Source organism: Lentilactobacillus diolivorans DSM 14421, from assembly GCF_001434255.1.
Classification (GTDB): Bacteria; Bacillota; Bacilli; order Lactobacillales; family Lactobacillaceae; genus Lentilactobacillus; species Lentilactobacillus diolivorans.
Genome location: NZ_AZEY01000093.1, coordinates 935 through 20170 on the forward strand (window position 1 = coordinate 935; position 19236 = coordinate 20170).

The window sequence follows — 19236 nt, forward strand, 5'->3', positions numbered from 1 at the left end:
TTAAGTATATACCGCACCAATCCTTTTTTAAACCGGGCTTTAGTGAGGCCTGTTAAGTATACGCAAAAATCCATTAATTGCTGACTATACTTACCTAAGCCACAATTCCCGTTGCCAATTCTCATGACTAATTGTGGGCTATTTAATTCTTCAATTAAACTCTTGACTAATCGTAGGAATCAGAGCGAGACAAAAGGTGCTTAACTTCCAGAGAGTAATTGGATTAACCGAATATTCTGAATTTGAATATTTAGATAATCCGGGTACACGGCCGGAAGTTGCCGTTTGTCCCGCATTTTAGTTCGGTAGAAATCGTGTTTATACCAACAGAGACTGGTCAAAATGATTATTGTCCCAGCCTTCTAAAAAAGAGCTGAGACAAAAAGTGATTTTGTCCAGCCCCATTTTTGTAATCATAACTATTATCAAGAAAAACGTGAGATAAAGGGCAACTTCCAGAGCACTACCGCCCTTCGTCTCACTCAGCAATATTTATTAGTGGTCATCTAGGAAGACGTAAAATAGTCAATATAATGATTTATTTTTCGTCACTTTTCAAGACGCCACCAACGCTATAACGATTAGTTTGCATTTCACTCAAAATAACGTGAACATGTTCTGCAGGCGCTCCAGTATTCTTAACAACAGCGGCCGTAACGTCTTCAACAAGCCCCTTCAATTGATCTTGAGATCTACCAGCAATTAAATGGATATCAACAATTGGCATTAGCTCAACCTCCTAAATTATTTTTTAATTAGAAAAAGTATACCTTATTTTAATTTAATCCGCAATCTTCTTTAGACTGAATTCGAGGAATTTATAAGGGTTATTCATTCGACGCTTGAGAAAAAGATGATACAATTAACGGTATCAAATTTTGAATAATCAAGGAGAAAAAATAAATGATACCATTTAAAAATTATTCTGCCTGCACAAGCATGATCATTGGCAAAAAGGCTAGTATTGATGGATCAATTATGATTGCCCGAAATGAAGACAGCAAATCATCTTGGCCAAAAAACTATGTGATTCACCCCCATCAAGAATTCAACGATGATCAACAATTTTCATCAACTGATAATGGTTTTAAGATGCCCTTACCACATGTTCGGGGATCCTATTCCGCAACACCTGAATGGACCGATAAGTTTGGGTTATTTGAAGAAAATGGGTTTAACGAATACGGTGTTGCAATGAGTGCCACTGAAAGCACATATACTAATGAATTGGCACTGGGAGCCGACCCGTTGGAAAAAGATGGCATTGGCGAAGAAGCTATGATTACTGTTGTATTGCCGTATGTTAAAACGGCTCGTGCCGGCGTTAAGCGACTCGGTACGATCATTGAACACTATGGAACTTTTGAGTCAAACGGCATTTTGTTTGCTGATAAAAACGAAGCTTGGTACATGGAAACTGCCGGTGGGCATCGCTGGGTTGCTGTCAAAATTCCCGATGATAGTTACGCAGTTATTGCCAATCAAACTGCCATTCAGGAAATTGACTTTGATGATCCGCAAAATTACTTGTGGTCAACGAATATTCGTCAGTTTGTTCAAGAAAACCATCTCAACCCGGATCAGACCGGTCGAACCTTTAATTTTAGAAAGATTTTTGGAACGGCTACTTTAGCTGACACTTATTACAATACGCCGCGAGTTTGGTATGGTTTGAAATTATTTTCACCGGAACAATCGTACGAGCCTGTAGATCAAGATATGCCCTTCTTTAATCGTGCCAACCGGAAATTAAGTGTCTTCGATGTCCAAGACTTCTTGAGTTCTCATTACCAAGGTACCCCTTACGATCCAATTGGTGAGGGATCAGAGGCGGACAAGCATCGATATCGACCAATTAGTCTAGCCAAGACCCAAGAGGCTCATATCCTTCAAATTCGGCCTTCTATGCCGCTCGGTGCTTCCGGCATTCAGTGGTTGGCAATGGGTGTGGCTGCTCAAAGTACCTTTGTTCCATTTTATGCTGGCGCAACAGATACGCCTCAAGCCTATCAAAATGCAAGTGGTCAGTACGCGCCTGACCAAGCATATTGGACGTATAAACTAGCAGGTGTACTGGTTGACCCTCATTATATTGAATTTGGACCGAAGTTAAACGAAGCCAAGGAACAGCTTCGAATCAGGTTCCAACAACTCGTTAAGCAGACGGATCGGGTTGCTAAAGAATTATCAAACGTTGAACTTGAAAATTATTTGACGAAGGTTAATTTCGATAATTCAAGAATTGCGTTAACGGCTTATCAAAAATTGATCAGTCGCTTAGTGACAGCGGCGACTGATTTTTCACCAATTAATTTTAAACAGGACGTTAACTTGTGATTGGTGAGCAATGAGCGTTCAATGATTTTATGTTTAATAAAGCATCCAGATATCTCAAAAGAGATACTTGGATGCTTTATTTAATTGCTGCGATGAATCATGATATTAAAAATTCTTTTAATAATGTGCACGAGTAAACGAACCACGAACACGGTTGCTGGCCTGAGCAACCAATTTGGTTAACAGTTTTTGTGTATCTTTCATAACGGTATCGGCAGTTTTGTCATTCTCATCAGTTAGTACCTTTATTAAACCAGCTTGCGACGTCTTGGCTGCTAATTTATCAATTTCAGCAACGCGTTGATGACCATAGCCCATTTCCTTCTCTTGGTATGCTTCTACTTGATCCATCAAACTGTGATAGTGATCAGTTGCGATTAAAGAGATCAATCGGTTCAACCAATATGCATTATGACTATCTAAAAGCCCGGTCGTGTTGCCATAGGCAGCCGGTGTTTCATCGATGTTTGTAAAGAATGGCACCAATATATTATACGGATTTGCCGCAAACGCCAGCCACTGAATAGCTGCAGACGATTTGGCTACGTACGGTCTGAGCTGCATAATTGATAATTCTTGATTACGATTAAAACCAATGGGTCGATAAGGTGTTTTTTCATAATCAACACCAGGGGCAAACGGATCATATGGTGTATCTTGATAATGAGAACTCAAGACAAATTTAATATCTTCAATGGTGATTTTACGATCTGCATGACAAATGAAGGGCAAATTGTTACTCATTGGGGACTTGCCCTGAACGGATTCTGGATTAAAGTAACGTTGGCCGTACCAAGCCCGCGGTGTATTATAGTGATGATCAAGTTGTGAATCTGAGCCAAATATTTTCCGGAAATTAAAGTCATTGGCTGGATTAAGATGATTCGTTTTAACAAAGTCTCGGAGATCGGCTGGAAACATGAAATTGTCCGGATCATTAAAATCAACTTCTTGAATTCCTGTTTGATTTGGTGCAATAACATAAGCGTTATCTGGAATTCGTTGGGCAACCCAGTGGTGACCACCAGCAGTTTCCATATACCAAATCTCATTAACATCAGAAAAAATAATCCCGTTGGACTCGTAAGTCCCGTGTTCCTTTAAAATTTGGGCAACTCGTTGAACACCTTCTCTGGCCGAATTAATGTATGGCAGTGTAACGGTCAGTAAGTCTTCCTCACCAACTCCACTCTTGGTCAGTGGATCGGCACCTAGGACTCTGGAGTTGGTTGTAATTGTTTCAGTTGCACTCATAGCAACGTTATTTCCGTTAATCCCAGCCTCGCCCCAAACGCCATTCTGATCCACTGCTTCCGGGACGGCCGTATAACGCTGTGGATTATCGGGTAGCTGAATTGCAAATTGACTACCCTTGGCATGATAGTTACGTGGTTGATCTGCAGGATGCATAACGACGAATTTTTTTGGATTAACCGCAACGCCGGCATCTTCATTCCTGGCAATCAGTGTTGAACCGTCATAACTGGCATTTTTACCAACTAAAATGGTGGTACAACTACTATGTTCTGATGAATCCATATCAATAACCTCCTAACAATCATTTAATGAACCTTAATTTGATTTTACAACAATCGGCAGATTTTTGAGCAGCGTTTATCAGGTACAATCATTGATTTCAAGCAAAAAAAGCGTAGAAACCAAATGATAACAAGGTTTCTACGCCTTTAAAAACAGTTTTATTTATTTCGGCTTTCTTGTTTGACATCATGATCGAAGAAGTTATTTTTGAGCCGGTTCTTCATAATCACCATTTGGACAAATCACCTGAGTGCCGCCCTTAACCTTTTTCTCGACTAAGAAATGACCATCTTTTGGACAATTTCTGCCAATCGGTTTATCCCATGAAACAAAATCACAATCAGGGAATCGTGAACACCCATAGAAAAGTCGGTTTTTCTTTGACTTTCGTTCAATGACTTGGCCTTGATGACATTTGGGGCAAATAACACCGATTTCTTTGACAATTGCCTTGGTATTTCGACAATCTGGGAATCGAGAACAAGCATAAAACTTTCCGTATCGTCCCATCTTAATGACCATAGGAGCACCACAGATATCACAATTAAAACCAGCTGGTTCATCTTTAATCTGAACCTTTTCCATATTTTCGGTCGCAGATTCAACTTCGGTTGAGAATGGCTTGTAGAAAGTATCGACGAGTTTAATCCAGTTTTCTTTTCCCGCTTCAACTTGGTCCAATTTACCTTCCAAATTTGCCGTGAAATCAATATTTACGATATCTGGGAAGTATTCAATAATAATCTTATTAACAATTTCACCAAGTTCAGTTGGTTCAAAACGTCTGCCAACCAGTTTAACGTAGTATCGACGTTGGATGGTTTCCAACGTTGGGGAATACGTCGATGGTCGACCAACACCATTTTCTTCAAGTGCCTTAATGAGTGTGGCTTCGCTAAATCTAGCTGGTGGCTGGGTGAAATGTTGATCTGGATTATTCTTGACTAATTTAACAAGGTCGCCTTCTTCAAGATCCGGTAGTAAATTGTCTTTTTCTTTACTATCACCGTAGATCTTCAAGAATCCGTCAAATTTCATTTTGGAACCGTTTGCCTTAAAAATGATGTGGTTTTGTTCAATTGTAACAGCCATCGTATCCATAAGTGCCGGGGTCATTTGACTCGCAACAAATCTTGACCAGACCATTTGGTAGAGTCTAAATTGATCACGGGTCAAATACTTTTTAAGACTAGCTGGGGTCCGAAATACTGACGTTGGCCGAATCGCCTCATGAGCATCCTGCGCACCTTCAGGTAGCTTGCCCTTAATTGGCTTGGTTGCTGCATATTCAGCCCCGTATTTTTCATGAAGGAATTTTGAAGCTTCATGCTTGGCAATTACAGAAATCCGGGTTGAATCGGTCCGCATGTAGGTAATCAGTCCTTGACTGCCTTCCTTACCAATATTGATCCCTTCATATAATTGTTGGGCAGCCATCATTGTCTTTCGAGTCCGATAATTCAGCTTTCGGTTGGCTTCTTGTTGAAGCGTACTGGTTGTAAACGGTGGTTGCGGTTGACGCTTTCGCTCACGACGGGTTACTTTGGTAATATCAAAGTCGCCCTTAGGATCAATTTGGTTTAAGATTTCTTGAACGGCCTCATTATTCGGCAGCTCCTTCTTTTTTCCGTTAACGCCATAAAAGCTGGCATTAAATTTACTGGTTCCTTTTTTAAATTCGGAATCAATGGACCAATATTCAACTGGTTTAAAATGATTAATTTCATTTTCACGTTGAATAATCAGCCAGAGTGCAATTGACTGAACTCGACCGGCACTTAATCCCTTTTTTACTTTTTGCCATAACAAAGGTGAAATTGAATATCCCACAAGTCGATCCAATATTCGCCGAGCTTGTTGAGCATCAACCAAGTTCATATCAATATTCCGAGGATGTTTAAATGATTCTTTAACTGCATCCTTAGTGATTTCGTTAAAGACAACTCGGTTGTCAGCTTTTGGGTCTAAATCCAAAATATGGGATAGATGCCAGGCAATTGATTCTCCCTCACGATCCGGATCGGCTGCCAGATAGACTTTTTTGGCCTTTTTAGCCGCAGACCGTAATTCCTTGATGGTATCACCTTTACCACGAATTGAAATGTAATGGGGCTCATAATCGTTATCAATATCAACGCCCATTTTGCTCTTTGGCAAATCGCGGACATGGCCTTTACTGGCGACAACTTTATAAGAACGGCCCAAATATTTTTCGATGGTTTTTGCTTTAGCAGGAGACTCGACGATCACAAGATTTTTTCTGGGTGATTTACGTTTGGTCTTGGCTTTAGCTTTTGGTTTTGTTGTAGTTGCCATTTTTTCTCCCTTCAAAGCTTTATAAAAGCTACTATATTATAATTAGTTATTTGTTAATTTTTATTCCACAAATCTACCACATCATATTGCATGATTTTTCAGGTGTCAACTAATGAACTCCTCAAGAATATCCTTTGAACACAAAATCGGCTTTGCACCAGCTGCGATTAATTCGTTCGTTCCAACAGACAAATCGTTAATAATATTGCCCGGTACAGCAAGCACATTACGATTATTTTGAAGTGCTAAATTTGCGGTAATTAAGCTTCCTGAATGATGTTTTGCCTCAGTAACCAGTAAACTTTGAACCAGCCCGGCAATAATTCGATTTCGTTCAGGGAAGTGGTTTCGAAACCCCTTTGTTCCCGACGGATACTCTGAAATTAATAAATGATTGCGCCCTATCTGAGCCTGTAAATATTTATTAGCGACTGGATAAGCAATATCTAGGCCGGTTCCAATGACCGCAATTGTCTTCCCCTGATTAGCAATTGCACATTGATGTGCCCAGGTATCAACCCCCTTAGCTAAACCGGACACAATTGTCATTCTATGGGAAATTTCGCCAGGAATCAACTTTTTTAATATTTCGAATGAATATTTAGATGCATCACGGGCACCGACAATTCCTAATAATTGACCCGTAGCCAGACTTAAATTGCCACGATAAAACATGATAATTGGCGGAGCATATGATTCCTTTAGGGCCGATGGATACATCGAATCGCAAAGACTGACCCATTGATCATTCCCGATAATTTTAGATACTAAGTTAGAGCTCCTCATTAATTGAATATAACTTGAGGAAAAGGTGGTGACATTTCGTGCTTTAATTTGCCCCACTTTGATCAGCTGTTCAACCGCTGGTGCTGAAATTTGTTTTAATTGAAATTGACTTAACCATTCATAAATCCGATACTTACCAACAATTCCAATCCCTTTGCACAAATGTAATCGCAATAAAAAATCTCTTAAAAGCATATCATGTTCTCCATCCTTTTAAGAGTATCTACGTAAAATATTAAGTTTTATTGTAAAAACTTTTGAACGGGTGAAAAACTTCGCCGATGAATAGGGGTTGGACCATATTTTTTTAATGCGGCCAGATGTTTTGCGGTACTATATCCTGCATTATGGTGGAAATCGTATTGTGGATATATTTTTGCATAGTCATCCATTAACTGATCTCGATAAACTTTTGCAACAACGCTTGCAGCAGAGACACTGATACTCTTGGCGTCACCTTTAATTAGCCTGATCTGATCAATTGGAACGTTAATTTGCATGGCATCAACGATGATTTCTTCAGGACTGGGCGATAAAGATTCAATGGCTTGTTTCATTGCCATTCGAGTTGCCTGATAAATATTAAACTGATCAATTTTTTCATTACTGACAAGCCCAATACTAACACAGAGAGCCTCTTTTCGAATCATAGGTGCTAAACTTAATCGCTTTTCCGGTGTCAGTTGCTTGGAGTCGTTAACATCAATTAAGTCAAAATCCTTTGGTAAAATTGCTGCCGCCGCAACTACTGGTCCAGCAAGCGGTCCACGACCAACTTCATCGACGCCTGCAATGTAGTGGATTCCCTTATGCCATAATTCTCGTTCATATTTAAAACGATGTTCAAAGGCTGCCAGGCGTCTTTGTTGAGCTTGGATTCGTGTTTTGGCTGATTGAATTGCCATCTGAACACCTTTGCGTGAATCGTGTGAAAACTTTGCGAATAAAGGATCGTTGAGTGATCGCGTTTCTTTCAATATTTTCTTGATATCACTAATTGTCAGCTTCATTGCCGTGCCTACCTCGTTTCTGGAATGTCCAAGGTATAGCCGCCCAATTTACCGGCACGGATGTCTTGAATAATCCGGTTTGAAGCTCGTTCATAATCATCACGCATACCGATCTTTTGAGTGATTTTAAGAAGTAAGTCAACGTCGGATAAGTTCATGTCAGAATCTGATAAATGATAACGCCGTTGGAGTTCGTCAGAATGAGTGTCTCTAAAAAAATTTAAACCAAATAAAGCAATATCATCGCTGGCAAAAACACTCTCTTTGATTGCACCGGTTAACGCCAGTTTGTCCGCGATCTCTTGGCTTTCAAACTTTGGCCATAAAATTCCCGGCGTATCGAGAAGTTCCAACTGCTTACCTGCTTTTAACCATTGTTGGCCCTTTGTGACCCCTGGCCGATTACCAACTTGAGCAGCACGTCGATTAACAAGCCGGTTAAGAACCGTGGATTTTCCAACATTGGGAACGCCAACGCTAATTGCTCGAATTGGCCGTTTCTTCATGCCTTTGTCTTGCTCGCGTTGAAGTTTATCCTTTAAAATGGGCGAGATAACAGATAAAACGTTGTTGATGTCAAAGCGTGTTTTCGCGTCGATTGCAATTGCCGGTTGATGAAGCGTTTCAAAATGTCTTAACCAGATGTTTGTTAGTTTGGGATCAGCCAAATCACGCTTGGTTAAAATGATTAAGCGTGGTTTTTGACCACTAATTCGCTTAATTTCTGGATTCTGAGAAGCATATGGAATCCTTGCATCGACAATTTCAAAGACAATGTCAACCAATGATAGGTTCTCTTCAAATTGTCGAATCGCTTTAGCCATATGTCCCGGGAACCATTGAATTGTGACTGTCATCAAAATTCCTCCTACATGTCTTCTTGATACTGTTTCCAAACGTCGTCAAAAACGACCATACTTGGCAAATAGCCTGCGTTCTCTTCTAAATATTTAGAGATTGAATCAAATTCATCTAATTGTTTAGGAAATGATTGATCATAGAAAGCGTTATTTGCAAATTCTGCGATTGGATCTGAGCTCCCCGGATTTCGTTTGGTCATTAAAAATTGATAAAAGCTTTTGTGCATTAATTAACCTCCTTTGGCAAGATGATATCAAAGGCAAATTGACCCTTACCGCTCATATTGATCGTTTTTGCTCGATAGTTAACGCCTTGTGGTCCATTCATATGAACAATGTCTAGTTTGATAAGTTTCTTATTTGGTATCAGCTGCACCCACTTAGGTAAATGATAAGCTTTTTTTACGTTGTATAATACAAAGCTGATTGGTACTGGGAATCTTCCCAACGACATTTTAGTTGCGTGAAGTTCAATGTTTCCGTTTGAAAGAACCTTAGGATCAAAAAATAATGAATAATCAACATTCGTTCCCAACAATTTAACGGATCCATAAACAATTCCCTGGTCAGCTACCTCAAAATGATACTTGGCTTTCTGGCTGTTGGCTTGAAGCTTATTTAAATAATAATTAGAAAGTTGATTAAGTTGTGCTTTATTTAATTCCGCTGAAATTGGTGTCGTTCCATTATCGTAGGCCTTGTCAACTGACTGATCAACATTGGATGATAGCCGAATTGCGATTAGTAAGCCAAGGGTCCCTACTATGATCAGGGTAATTAATGACAAAAATGCCACTTTCCAAGGATTTCGGCTAGGTCGTGATTTTCTTTGAGGCTGATTCATATTATTACTCCTTTAACCAATTCGTATGTTTTATCATATCGCGATACAACAAGTCTGTCATAATCTGATAACCGGTTTCATTAGGATGGAAGTGATCGGTATTTGAAAGGTATTCGTTAGGTTCGGCTTTTGAATTGCTTAGTAATCCTTCAATTCCAGCATTAGCTCCCTGATTGTTACCATCATGAATAACGGCTCTCTGCCTTAACCGTTTTCTAGCACTTGCGGTTTGATATTGGCCGTCAGACATTTTTTTATCAATTGGGATAAAATACATATTCTTTTGGCGATCAATCACTTGCTGGGTAATCCGATTATTGTGAGCGATCGCGGTTCCAATGAACGAGACTTGGGGGAAATAAACATAAACGGGATTGTATATACCAAAAACGAACACTGGCGCGGAATGATTCAAGTAACGAATACTTCGAAATAATCGGGATACTCTTTTTTGGTATGTTACACAATAGCTATCAAGATGGTCTTTTAAGCCTTGATTATTTCCCAATGAAATATTTGCCTTTAGAAACTGAATTAAGTCATTACCGCCAGTGGTCACCGTGATCATATCTGCCTGACGTAAATTCCGTTTAAGTCGCTTGGAAGTCACAACCCGGTGATTAATTTGATTGGTAGTTTCTCCGGAAATACCGAAATTAGCAGTTGTCATTGTTACATTAGATTTTTGATGATTCACCTTTTTACGAATTAAATTTACGTAGCCACCTTTACCCTTAGGATCTCCGACGCCTTGGGTAAGGGAATCCCCGACCGCGGTCAACTTGATTGTTTGAGGGCGACTGGTCTTCTGAAAGTGGTTGTATATAACAAGTATCCCTAAAATGACAATTACAGTTCCGATAAGTCCAATAAAAAACGATCGCAGTCGATGCTTCTTTGTGACTTTTGCCAATCTTATAACGCTCCTAACAATTTAAAATTCAAGAAAAACAACAATTTGTCCAACGAGAAATCAATCCAAACGACTATTTAATTTAATCGTTTTTCACTTCCAAATGATTGTTGGTCAATTAAATTAATATCAATGATGACAATGAATTAAACGTTTATTATACTACGGCGAATCATTTCTTTGAACAACTATTAAAGAAAAAATGGCTTTTGAATGTTAATTTAAAAAGATCATCGCATCCATGAAAGAAGAGACCAAGACAGAATTGCTCTTGTCCCGGCCTCACTCCTTGGTTTCAAATATTATAAATCAGAAAATGTGAATCAGCACTAAACGTCACTTGGAGAACATTGATGATTGAATGCTTAATACTAGCTTAATCTGGATCACTATAATAAATTAACGCGAACGCACCCTCACCCGTATGGGTTGAAATAATGGGAGATGTGATTCGATATAACAACGGCACATCCGGAAAGTCGGTTTTGAGTTTTTGAACCGTTTCTTTAAGGACGCTTGTCTCAGTTACGTAAGAAATACCAATTTCTTTTAACGCAGGTGTATTTTTCATATCATTAATAATCCCGTTAAAGAACTTTCTCAAGGACTTATCACCGCGCCCCTTTGAAACGACTTTTAATTTACCACCGGTTACCTGTAAGCCCAACTTAATGTTTAGGAAATTAGTAATTGCACCAGCGATTGGATGAAGCCTGCCACCCTTAACGATATTATCAAGCGTCATCACGCAAAGATACAATCGTGTATTATTGCGAACTTTGGCAATCTTGTCAAGAATGGTAGCCAAGTCAGCACCCTCTTGCGCTAATTTTGCGGCCTCAAGAACTTGAAAGCCGAGACCACGATCAGTACTTTGACTATCAATAACCGTAACGTCACTTTTACTAAGTGTGGCTGCTTGTTCTGCCGCGTGAACTGTTCCACTGATGGCTTCAAGCATATCAATACACAGAACCTGACTACCGTCTTTTCCAAGTTCGTCAAATGCTTCAACAAACTTACCTACTGGGGGTTGGCTAGTTTTGGGTAGATCCTTGGAAGCCAACATTTTAGGAACAAATTGTTCATTATTAATTGTCTCCCGTTCAACATAAACCGTTCCGTCAATCATGACGGTTAAAGGTACAACTGTAATATTATATTGTTTGATTTCATCGTCTGTGAGTTGAACTGATGAATCTGTCACAACCTTTACATTTGCCATGTACGCCACTCGTTTCTTTAATAAATTAATTTGTAAATCAGATCACATTATAACAAACTTGTTGATTGATTCGCAAAATTCAGACCATTAGCTAAACGGTCTTTTGATAGACTTCAAAAGTATGTGGATATTTATTTTTTTGGTCGACAACGCCTATAATTGATTGAATTTTTGAAAATTTCCGGTAGTCAATTGTCGGCATCACGGTGTCACCTTTAAAAGTATGGTGAATTTTCGTTCGATACAAACGATCTACTTGATTTCGTAGTTGAGAAAAAAGATTCGCACCGCCGGTTACAAAATAATTCTTATCCGGATGCTGCTTCACCAGTTGGCATAATTCTTTAACTGAATGAATAACGACAACGCCGTCCGGAAAATCATCTTTAGACGATAAAACAATATTTTCTCTGCCCGGAAGTGCACGATTATAACTACGGAAGGTTCGTGATCCCGACACGATTGCATGTCCCATTGTCGTTTGTCGAAAATATTTCATATCTTCCGGCAAATGCCATGGTAGTTTACCTGATGATCCAATCACGCCGTTTTCATCTTCGGCCCAAATAAAAGAAATCACTGTTTACCCTCCTCTTTTAAACAGCAACCGGTGCTTTGATCGCTGGATATGGATCATAGTTCTTTACTTTAATATCAGTCATATCGAAATCAGATAACTGTTTCTTATCTGGATTTAACCACAGCTGTGGAGCCGGCCGCGGTGTCCGAGAAAGTTGTTCTTTGACCTGATCAATATGATTAGAGTAGATGTGGGCGTCTCCCAAAGTGTGGACAAAATCACCTACTTGAAGGCCACATTCCCTGGCAACTAAAGAAGTTAGTAACGCGTAACTTGCAATGTTGAACGGGACACCTAAAAAAATATCGCCTGAACGCTGATATAGTTGACAACTTAATTTACCGTCGGCAACGTAGAATTGAAACATTGTGTGACAGGGTGGTAGTGCCATTGAAGGGATGTCCTCGGGATTCCAAGCTGAAACGATGAGTCTTCGAGAGTCCGGATGAGTTTTAATCATTTCAATGACGTTCTTGATTTGATCAATGGTGTCACCCGTTGATGTTTTCCAAGCTCGCCATTGACTGCCATAAACAAGCCCAAGATCACCATAGATTTTGGCAAAAGCATCATCTTCCAGAACGCGTTGACAGAATAGCCGTTTTTGAGTTTGGTAAATATCGTTGAAATCTGGATCTGTTTGCGCACGATGCGAAAAATTGGTCATATTTGGCCCATGATAGTCAGCCGAATTAACGAATTTTTCAAAAGCCCATTCATCCCAAATATGATTTTTATGTTTGAGCAGGAATTGAATATTGGTATCTCCTCGTAAAAACCATAGTAATTCACTCTTAATTAAACCGAAAGGCACTTTCTTCGTGGTTAGTAACGGGAACCCTTTTGATAAATCAAACCTCATTTGGTAACCAAAAGTACTTAATGTCCCAGTGTGTGTCCGGTCAGCTTTATGATGGCCATTCTTTAAAACAAACTTTTCCAAATTTAAGTAGGCGTCTTCTAACATGACAATTCTCCTTTTAATGACAATTATTCCGCATAATCGCTCAGATATTCCCAACGTTTCATTTTTTTATCAATTTGATGATCTAATTGGTCCTTTTGCTCTTGAAGATCAGCCAGTTTGTCATAGTCACTACCATTCGATTGCATTTGTTGGCTGATTGTTGACTTCTGATCCTCTAACTTATCAATGTCGTCTTCGATGTGATCATACTCTAATTGTTCAGCATAAGTGAGCTTTTTCTTCTTTTGATCTGAGGTTGTTTCCGACTTGGACTGATTTTGTTTTTGAGTGCTCTGCCTAGCGTGATTAGTATCAGTGGTTTGTTCCTTTTTCGCTTGCTCTTTTGTGGCAGCCCAATAATCGGTAAATCGACCCCGATGAGTTTCAATCACCCCGTTGCCTTTAAAAATGAGGAGCCGATCAGCTACTTTATCCAAAAAGTATCGATCATGAGAAACGGTGATTACAGTGCCTTGGAATTTAGAAATATAGTCTTCCAGAACCGTTAATGTTGCAATATCAAGGTCGTTGGTGGGCTCATCCAACAATAAAACATTTGGTTGTTGCATCAATAATTTTAATAAGTAAAGTCGGCGTTTTTCACCACCGGAAAGTTTACGAATTAATGTTCCGTGCATAAATCTAGGAAACAGGAATTGTTCGAGAAGATCAGCGACACTGATTTTTTGCCCATTTTTGTCAGTAACTTGTTGCCCAATTTCACTCAGATAACTAATGATTCGTTTATCTTCTGGGATTGGTTCAGTTAATTGGGTATAGTAAGCCATTTTGACGGTTTCGCCAATCTTGATAATCCCGGAATCCAAGTGTCTACGGCCAGCAATCACGTTTAGCAAACTGGTTTTACCAGCCCCATTTTCACCGCTGATTCCGATCCGTTCATTTGGTTGGACTAGGATATTGAAGTTCTTCAAAATAGTTTTGCCGGCGATTGCCAAATTAGCATCCTTCATGGTTAGAACTTCCTTACCCAGACGAGTCTGCCCCAGTGAAATATCAACATCCTGATCCATTTGAAGCGTGTTAACATTTTTCTTTAGTTCATCAAATCGATTAATTCGAGCTTGTTGTTTCGTCGAACGAGCCTTGGCCCCGGCTTTCATCCAAGCTAACTCAGATTTGTATAATTGTTGTGTTTTGTGCTGGGCATCAACTTCTCCCTGAACCCGGGTTGCCTTTTTTGCGACGTAATCTTGATAATTTCCATCATATTGATAAAGTTTTCCAAATGATAGTTCCCAAATCTTATTGGCAACCTGATCCAAAAAATAACGATCATGAGTCACAACAATTAGTGATCCCTTATAACCAGCCAAATAATTTTCCAACCAGTCAATCGAGTCAAAGTCCAAATGATTGGTCGGCTCATCCAGGAGAAGTAGATTGGGCGATTGAATTAAGACCTGTGCCAAGCCGACCCGGCGTCTTTGACCACCCGAAAGGTCGGCAATCTTTTGATTGTAGTCATCAATCTTGACCTGGGTTAAAATTGTTTTGACATCATTTTGCGCATTCCAAGCATCTTCTTCGTTCATTCGCGCCTCGGCCTTAGTATATCTTTTAAGCGCCTGGGCATCTTCTGGGTGATCAGAGTATGCTTTGAGTGCCGCTTCATAATTTCGAATGATTTGGTAAACCTGTTGGGAACCTGAAAAAACGGCGTCCATGATCGACAGATTTTCGTCTAGTTCTGGATCTTGGGTTAAATAGCCGATTGTATAAGATTTTGACGTAATAATGTTACCAGTAGAGTCATGATCTAAACCAGAAATGGCGTTTAGGAGCGATGTTTTTCCAGTTCCGTTTGTCCCAATTAACCCAATTCGGTCGTGTTCATTTATCATAAAATCAAGGTGATCAAAGAGCGTCTTTTCGCCGTACGTCTTTGTTAGTCCTTCTACTCGCATAGTCTCCATTAATTTACCAGTCCTCATTTAATAAAATTCAAGGTTGCTTTAATCAGTTCTTGAGGGGTATTTCCAATTTGATTGGAAACGACTGCCCGCTCTAAGTAATTTAGCGTTTGACCAACTGTTGGTCCCGGTTTGAGAATGCCGCGCTTAATTAAATCGCCACCAGTTATTTTAAGCTGTTTTTTATTTGTGATAGTAAGATTATCATATTTTTGCAATAATTCCTGGCTTTCAGTATGATTTGGTTTGCCGAGAATTGTTATTGCATTGACCACATTTTGTCTGCCGGCCTGATACAACAACCAATTATCTACTCGATTAGCGGCAATCCTGAATCGGAGATCAGTAGTTAGTATAACATCATTGATTATTTTGTTGGCAGTCTTCCATCGTTTGAGAAAGTGGGTAATCTGCTGACGTGAGAAACCAAATTGATAACAGATTAATGACCAAACTTGAGTTTCATTGACTAGATCAAACTTCGTGTCAACAATTTGTTGCAGTTCTTTAAAGTGATCACCAAATACCGGTACATGTTGGTAAAGCTTGGTCTGCAACATGATGTTCAATCCGTTTTCAGCATCCACGCCCAACATCATTTTGACAAATTCAGTATGGCTTCGCTCAACAGCAATCTTTTCAAGCAACTGGCTGTGTCTGGCGATGCCGGCTAATGTGGCCTGTTCAATTTTAAAATCAAGCTGACTGGCAAAACGAACCGCCCGCATCATCCTCAATGCATCTTCATTAAAGCGTTCATTAGGGTCCCCTACGGCCCGAATAATATGCTGCTTCATGTCAGCTAAACCGCCAAAAAGATCGGTTACTTCGCCACTTTCACTGAGTGCGAGCGCATTAATGGTAAAGTCGCGACGCTTTAAGTCCTCCTTTAAAGAACGGACAAAAAAGACTTTGTCGGGTCGACGGTAATCCTGATAACCGGATTCTGTTCGAAAAGTTGTGACCTCGTAGCCATTACCGTGATCGAGAATCATAACCGTTCCATGTTCAATTCCAGTATCCACTGTTCTTCTGAAAAGAGATTTGACTTCACTGGGGTAAGCACTCGTTGCAATATCAACATCATGAATGGGTCGATGCAAAATAGTGTCTCGCACCGAACCGCCGACAAAATAAGCTTCATACCCCGCTCTCTCAATTTTTCGGAGAATTGGTAAAGCCTCTTTAAATTCATTGGGAATCTTTAATATTCGCACAATCATCGCCATCCAATTATTTATTCTCACTCCATAATTCTAACAGAATTAGTGATCATTAAAAAGAATGGCGAAAAGATTGCAACATTGGAAGTACAATTGTTATAGTTAGTCGTTCTAAAAAATTGGGAGGTTTTGAAATGGCCAAAAATCAAAGTCGTTTTCAACTTGGCATTTCCGTTGTTGACTTATTAGTCATTGCGTTAGGTGCTGCAATTTATTCATTTGGAATTGTCTTTTTTAATATTTATAACCATCTGGCGGATGGTGGTGTTACTGGGATCACTCTAATTTTAAGGGCGGTTTTTCACATTGATCCTGCTTATTCAACAATTTTGGTAAATATTCCATTATTTGCAATCGGCTATCGATTCTTAGGCAAAAAAGATATGATCTACACGCCTTATGGCACAATTGTCCTTTCAATTTTTCTATGGATTTGGCAACGGGTACCAATTGTAATTAATATTCAGCACGATTTATTACTTGCGGCAATCGGTGCCGGCCTGTTTGGCGGCTTCGGCTGTGGGATTGTTTACCGCTTTGGCGGGACAACGGGCGGAGTTGACATCGTTGCTCGACTCTTTGAACGGTTTAAAGGTGTTCAGATGGGGCAAACATTATTAACAATGGACGTTATTGTTTTGCTGTCGTCACTGATCTATTTAGATGTTCGGCAAATGGCCTATACGTTAATTTATGTTTGGATCTTCTCACTATTAGTTAATTTTACCCAGCAAGGTGCCTATACGGCTCGTGGCATTTTGATTATCAGCGATCAGTCGCAGACCATTTCTGAAGCGATTCAGGAACAATTAAGTCGTGGCGTGACGTTCATCAATGCCGAGGGTGGTTATTCCCATGAATCCAAGCAAATTGTTTACTGCGTTGTTTCTCCCAGCGAGTTGCATTCGCTAAAACAATTGGTTGAAAAAATTGATAAAGCGGCTTTTATTTCGATTTTAGACGTAAATGAAGCAATTGGTGAGGGATTCTCTTACAAACGGCCGAAAAAGTTTAAGCTGTTAAAGTAAAATTTTGTCAAACTATCAATAGTCAAAAATTCGTAACCTAGTTAAATATCGAAAAAACACGGGATTGGACAAAATCACTTTTGTCCAATCCCGTGTTGTGTAATCACGATTATTATCAAGCAAAGGTGTGAGACATCAAAAGGCGATTTCCTGCCATGCAACTGAATTATCCTACTATTCCATCTGAAGCATATCCGGATAATCCAAATTAACCGCCTTTTGTCTCACTCTGGTGTTCTGTATTGATAACGACTCAGAAGCCCAAATATTCGCTAATAATCTTCATTGGTTTAAATACCTGATTTTTTTGATTAAATCAATATCTTTTGTTCTAATAAACAAAAGCAGGCGTGTCTTATAGATCCTCTTCGTATAATGAAGCCATTTCCATATCTCCAGGGACTAAAGCGAGGTACTTTTTTAAGTAATCCCGTTCTTGATCGACCTCTCCTGTTTGGCGATAAAATAAAGCAGCATGTTTTAGAAAATCAGGATTGTCAGCTAATTCATGATTGGCGATTTCATAATTTTCGGCGGCTTTTTTAACGTTCCCTGTTGCCTGGTACGACAAGGCCAGGTTATAGGCTAGATGAGCATCAAAGACATGATCGGCCAAAATGGGCTCTAATAGCTTTAAATTGTCGCTGTGACGCTGATGGGAGACATACCAATCAGATAGTAATGTTAGTATCTCCATGTCGTCAGGAGCGATTTCTTGGCCTTTTTTGAGATAGTGCAACGACAATTCATCCTCTCCCGCCATTAACGCGATTTGACCAGCTTTTTGCCAAATTTTTTCATTGAATTGATCAATTGAAATTCCTTCTTGAATTACCTTCAAGGCTTCATCAACTCGTTTTTGGTTAACCAGTGAATCTGCCAGATATGGATATAAAGAACTATATTGGGGATCACTATCACGTAAATCTTCAAAGGTTTCAATTGCTTTTTGATAATTTTTTAAACTAAAGTAAGTAAACGCTAATTCAAATTTCACATCACTGTTCATGTGCACGGGCTTAATCTGTTCCAAGTAACCTAGTGCCTGTTCAAACTTACCGATTTCTGCGTAAGAGACACCCAACCGTTCAACCAAGTTAACCGAGGACATTTCCAGTGTTCCGGATTTAATCAAATCCAGATAGTTATTAATTGCTTTTCGATAATGGCGCGTTGTGAAATAGAATTCCGCAATTGCAAATTCAATAACCGGTTCGTCAGGTGCCAAATTTTGAGCTTCTAAGAGCTTTTGTTCACTAATTTCAAATAGACCCTGTGTCTGGTATAAATCGGCTGCAACCATCAAAGAACGGACATATTCAGGTGATTGTTGAGAAACTTGGGATAGATAGTTAAGTGCTTGATCATCTTTGTCAGCATCAATGGCCAATTCTGCTAAATTTATTTTTAGGCCATCATCGTTTGGGTATTTTTTGGATAATTGTTGATAGATTGTTTCTGAATAACTAGAAAATCCGAGCGAATATAATTCTTCGGCTAATGAATACAATAAATCATCAGAATCGTTATTTAGTGCCTGTTTAAATGATTTTTTAAAAGCATCTAATTGGCCGCCTTCAAGTTCGTCCAATGCGGTTTGTGAATAACTCATATCATTTCCTCCAGAGTATATAAAAAAGCCAGCCCGACAAATGCCGTTCTGGCTTAACAGAT

At 39.4% G+C, this 19236-nt stretch carries 17 protein-coding genes; 2 read left to right on the forward strand and 15 right to left on the reverse strand.

Annotated features, from left to right (window positions below; all coding sequences use genetic code 11):
• Positions 1-538: 538 nt before the first annotated feature.
• Positions 539-727 carry a 2-hydroxymuconate tautomerase gene (locus FC85_RS11425; protein WP_057865671.1) on the reverse strand — a complete coding sequence of 63 codons (189 nt, stop codon included), beginning with the start codon at positions 725-727 and terminating at the stop codon, positions 539-541.
• 176 nt (positions 728-903) lie between these two features.
• Between FC85_RS11425 and FC85_RS11430 the strand changes: the two genes are divergently transcribed.
• Entirely contained in the window at positions 904-2337 is a 1434-nt protein-coding gene (locus tag FC85_RS11430; protein WP_057865672.1) for a C69 family dipeptidase, read from the forward strand.
• 117 nt (positions 2338-2454) lie between these two features.
• Here the strand turns inward: FC85_RS11430 and FC85_RS11435 are convergent, their stop codons facing one another.
• From FC85_RS11435 to FC85_RS11495, 13 genes are all read right to left on the reverse strand, one after another.
• Positions 2455-3876: a C69 family dipeptidase gene (locus tag FC85_RS11435; RefSeq protein ID WP_057865673.1), complete on the reverse strand. Its 1422-nt coding sequence runs from the start codon at positions 3874-3876 to the stop codon at positions 2455-2457.
• A 201-nt stretch (positions 3877-4077) separates the two neighbouring features.
• Entirely contained in the window at positions 4078-6192 is a 2115-nt protein-coding gene (gene topA, locus FC85_RS11440) for a type I DNA topoisomerase (RefSeq protein ID WP_057865674.1), read from the reverse strand.
• Positions 6193-6297: 105 nt separating this feature from the next.
• A complete protein-coding gene (gene dprA, locus FC85_RS11445; RefSeq protein ID WP_057865675.1) occupies positions 6298-7173 on the reverse strand; it encodes a DNA-processing protein DprA in 876 nt (291 codons plus the stop codon).
• Between the two features lie 47 nt (positions 7174-7220).
• Positions 7221-7988, reverse strand: coding sequence for a ribonuclease HII (locus FC85_RS11450; protein ID WP_057865676.1), 768 nt, complete (start codon positions 7986-7988; stop codon positions 7221-7223).
• 8 nt (positions 7989-7996) lie between these two features.
• Positions 7997-8845 carry a ribosome biogenesis GTPase YlqF gene (gene ylqF / locus FC85_RS11455; protein ID WP_057865677.1) on the reverse strand — a complete coding sequence of 283 codons (849 nt, stop codon included), beginning with the start codon at positions 8843-8845 and terminating at the stop codon, positions 7997-7999.
• A gap of 11 nt (positions 8846-8856) precedes the next feature.
• Positions 8857-9075 (reverse strand): YozE family protein, encoded by a 219-nt coding sequence (locus tag FC85_RS11460; RefSeq protein ID WP_057865678.1) that lies wholly within the window; start codon positions 9073-9075, stop codon positions 8857-8859.
• Positions 9075-9692 carry a YpmS family protein gene (locus tag FC85_RS11465; protein ID WP_057865679.1) on the reverse strand — a complete coding sequence of 206 codons (618 nt, stop codon included), beginning with the start codon at positions 9690-9692 and terminating at the stop codon, positions 9075-9077. Before FC85_RS11465 ends, FC85_RS11460 begins: the two co-directional genes overlap by 1 nt.
• Before the next feature lie 4 nt (positions 9693-9696).
• On the reverse strand, positions 9697-10605 hold the full coding sequence (locus FC85_RS11470) for a GDSL-type esterase/lipase family protein (RefSeq protein ID WP_225427540.1): 909 nt from the start codon (positions 10603-10605) through the stop codon (positions 9697-9699).
• A gap of 376 nt (positions 10606-10981) precedes the next feature.
• Positions 10982-11830 (reverse strand): DegV family protein, encoded by an 849-nt coding sequence (locus FC85_RS11475; RefSeq protein WP_057865681.1) that lies wholly within the window; start codon positions 11828-11830, stop codon positions 10982-10984.
• A gap of 91 nt (positions 11831-11921) precedes the next feature.
• Complete coding sequence (locus tag FC85_RS11480) at positions 11922-12410, reverse strand: dihydrofolate reductase (RefSeq protein WP_057865682.1); 489 nt, start codon at positions 12408-12410, stop codon at positions 11922-11924.
• 16 nt (positions 12411-12426) lie between these two features.
• The gene (locus FC85_RS11485) at positions 12427-13377 is read right to left on the reverse strand and encodes a thymidylate synthase (protein WP_057865683.1); all 951 of its coding nucleotides are present in this window, start codon (positions 13375-13377) and stop codon (positions 12427-12429) included.
• A 23-nt stretch (positions 13378-13400) separates the two neighbouring features.
• Positions 13401-15314: an ABC-F family ATP-binding cassette domain-containing protein gene (locus FC85_RS11490; RefSeq protein WP_057865684.1), complete on the reverse strand. Its 1914-nt coding sequence runs from the start codon at positions 15312-15314 to the stop codon at positions 13401-13403.
• Positions 15315-15328: 14 nt separating this feature from the next.
• Positions 15329-16528, reverse strand: coding sequence for a CCA tRNA nucleotidyltransferase (locus FC85_RS11495; protein WP_371862933.1), 1200 nt, complete (start codon positions 16526-16528; stop codon positions 15329-15331).
• 140 nt (positions 16529-16668) lie between these two features.
• Between FC85_RS11495 and FC85_RS11500 the strand changes: the two genes are divergently transcribed.
• Entirely contained in the window at positions 16669-17562 is an 894-nt protein-coding gene (locus tag FC85_RS11500; protein WP_057865686.1) for a YitT family protein, read from the forward strand.
• 355 nt (positions 17563-17917) lie between these two features.
• Here the strand turns inward: FC85_RS11500 and FC85_RS11505 are convergent, their stop codons facing one another.
• Positions 17918-19174 (reverse strand): tetratricopeptide repeat protein, encoded by a 1257-nt coding sequence (locus FC85_RS11505; protein WP_057865687.1) that lies wholly within the window; start codon positions 19172-19174, stop codon positions 17918-17920.
• Between the last annotated feature and the right edge of the window lie 62 nt (positions 19175-19236).

What these genes read in the sequence shown, in the direction of transcription:
- FC85_RS11425 (WP_057865671.1), bottom strand. Translation starts at nt 727, where the DNA reads ATGCCAATTGTTGATATCCATTTAATTGCTGGTAGATCTCAAGATCAA.
- FC85_RS11430 (WP_057865672.1), top strand. Translation starts at nt 904, where the DNA reads ATGATACCATTTAAAAATTATTCTGCCTGCACAAGCATGATCATTGGC.
- FC85_RS11435 (WP_057865673.1), bottom strand. Translation starts at nt 3,876, where the DNA reads ATGGATTCATCAGAACATAGTAGTTGTACCACCATTTTAGTTGGTAAA.
- topA (WP_057865674.1), bottom strand. Translation starts at nt 6,192, where the DNA reads ATGGCAACTACAACAAAACCAAAAGCTAAAGCCAAGACCAAACGTAAA.
- dprA (WP_057865675.1), bottom strand. Translation starts at nt 7,173, where the DNA reads ATGCTTTTAAGAGATTTTTTATTGCGATTACATTTGTGCAAAGGGATT.
- FC85_RS11450 (WP_057865676.1), bottom strand. Translation starts at nt 7,988, where the DNA reads ATGAAGCTGACAATTAGTGATATCAAGAAAATATTGAAAGAAACGCGA.
- ylqF (WP_057865677.1), bottom strand. Translation starts at nt 8,845, where the DNA reads ATGACAGTCACAATTCAATGGTTCCCGGGACATATGGCTAAAGCGATT.
- FC85_RS11460 (WP_057865678.1), bottom strand. Translation starts at nt 9,075, where the DNA reads ATGCACAAAAGCTTTTATCAATTTTTAATGACCAAACGAAATCCGGGG.
- FC85_RS11465 (WP_057865679.1), bottom strand. Translation starts at nt 9,692, where the DNA reads ATGAATCAGCCTCAAAGAAAATCACGACCTAGCCGAAATCCTTGGAAA.
- FC85_RS11475 (WP_057865681.1), bottom strand. Translation starts at nt 11,830, where the DNA reads ATGGCAAATGTAAAGGTTGTGACAGATTCATCAGTTCAACTCACAGAC.
- FC85_RS11485 (WP_057865683.1), bottom strand. Translation starts at nt 13,377, where the DNA reads ATGTTAGAAGACGCCTACTTAAATTTGGAAAAGTTTGTTTTAAAGAAT.
- FC85_RS11490 (WP_057865684.1), bottom strand. Translation starts at nt 15,314, where the DNA reads ATGGAGACTATGCGAGTAGAAGGACTAACAAAGACGTACGGCGAAAAG.
- FC85_RS11500 (WP_057865686.1), top strand. Translation starts at nt 16,669, where the DNA reads ATGGCCAAAAATCAAAGTCGTTTTCAACTTGGCATTTCCGTTGTTGAC.
- FC85_RS11505 (WP_057865687.1), bottom strand. Translation starts at nt 19,174, where the DNA reads ATGAGTTATTCACAAACCGCATTGGACGAACTTGAAGGCGGCCAATTA.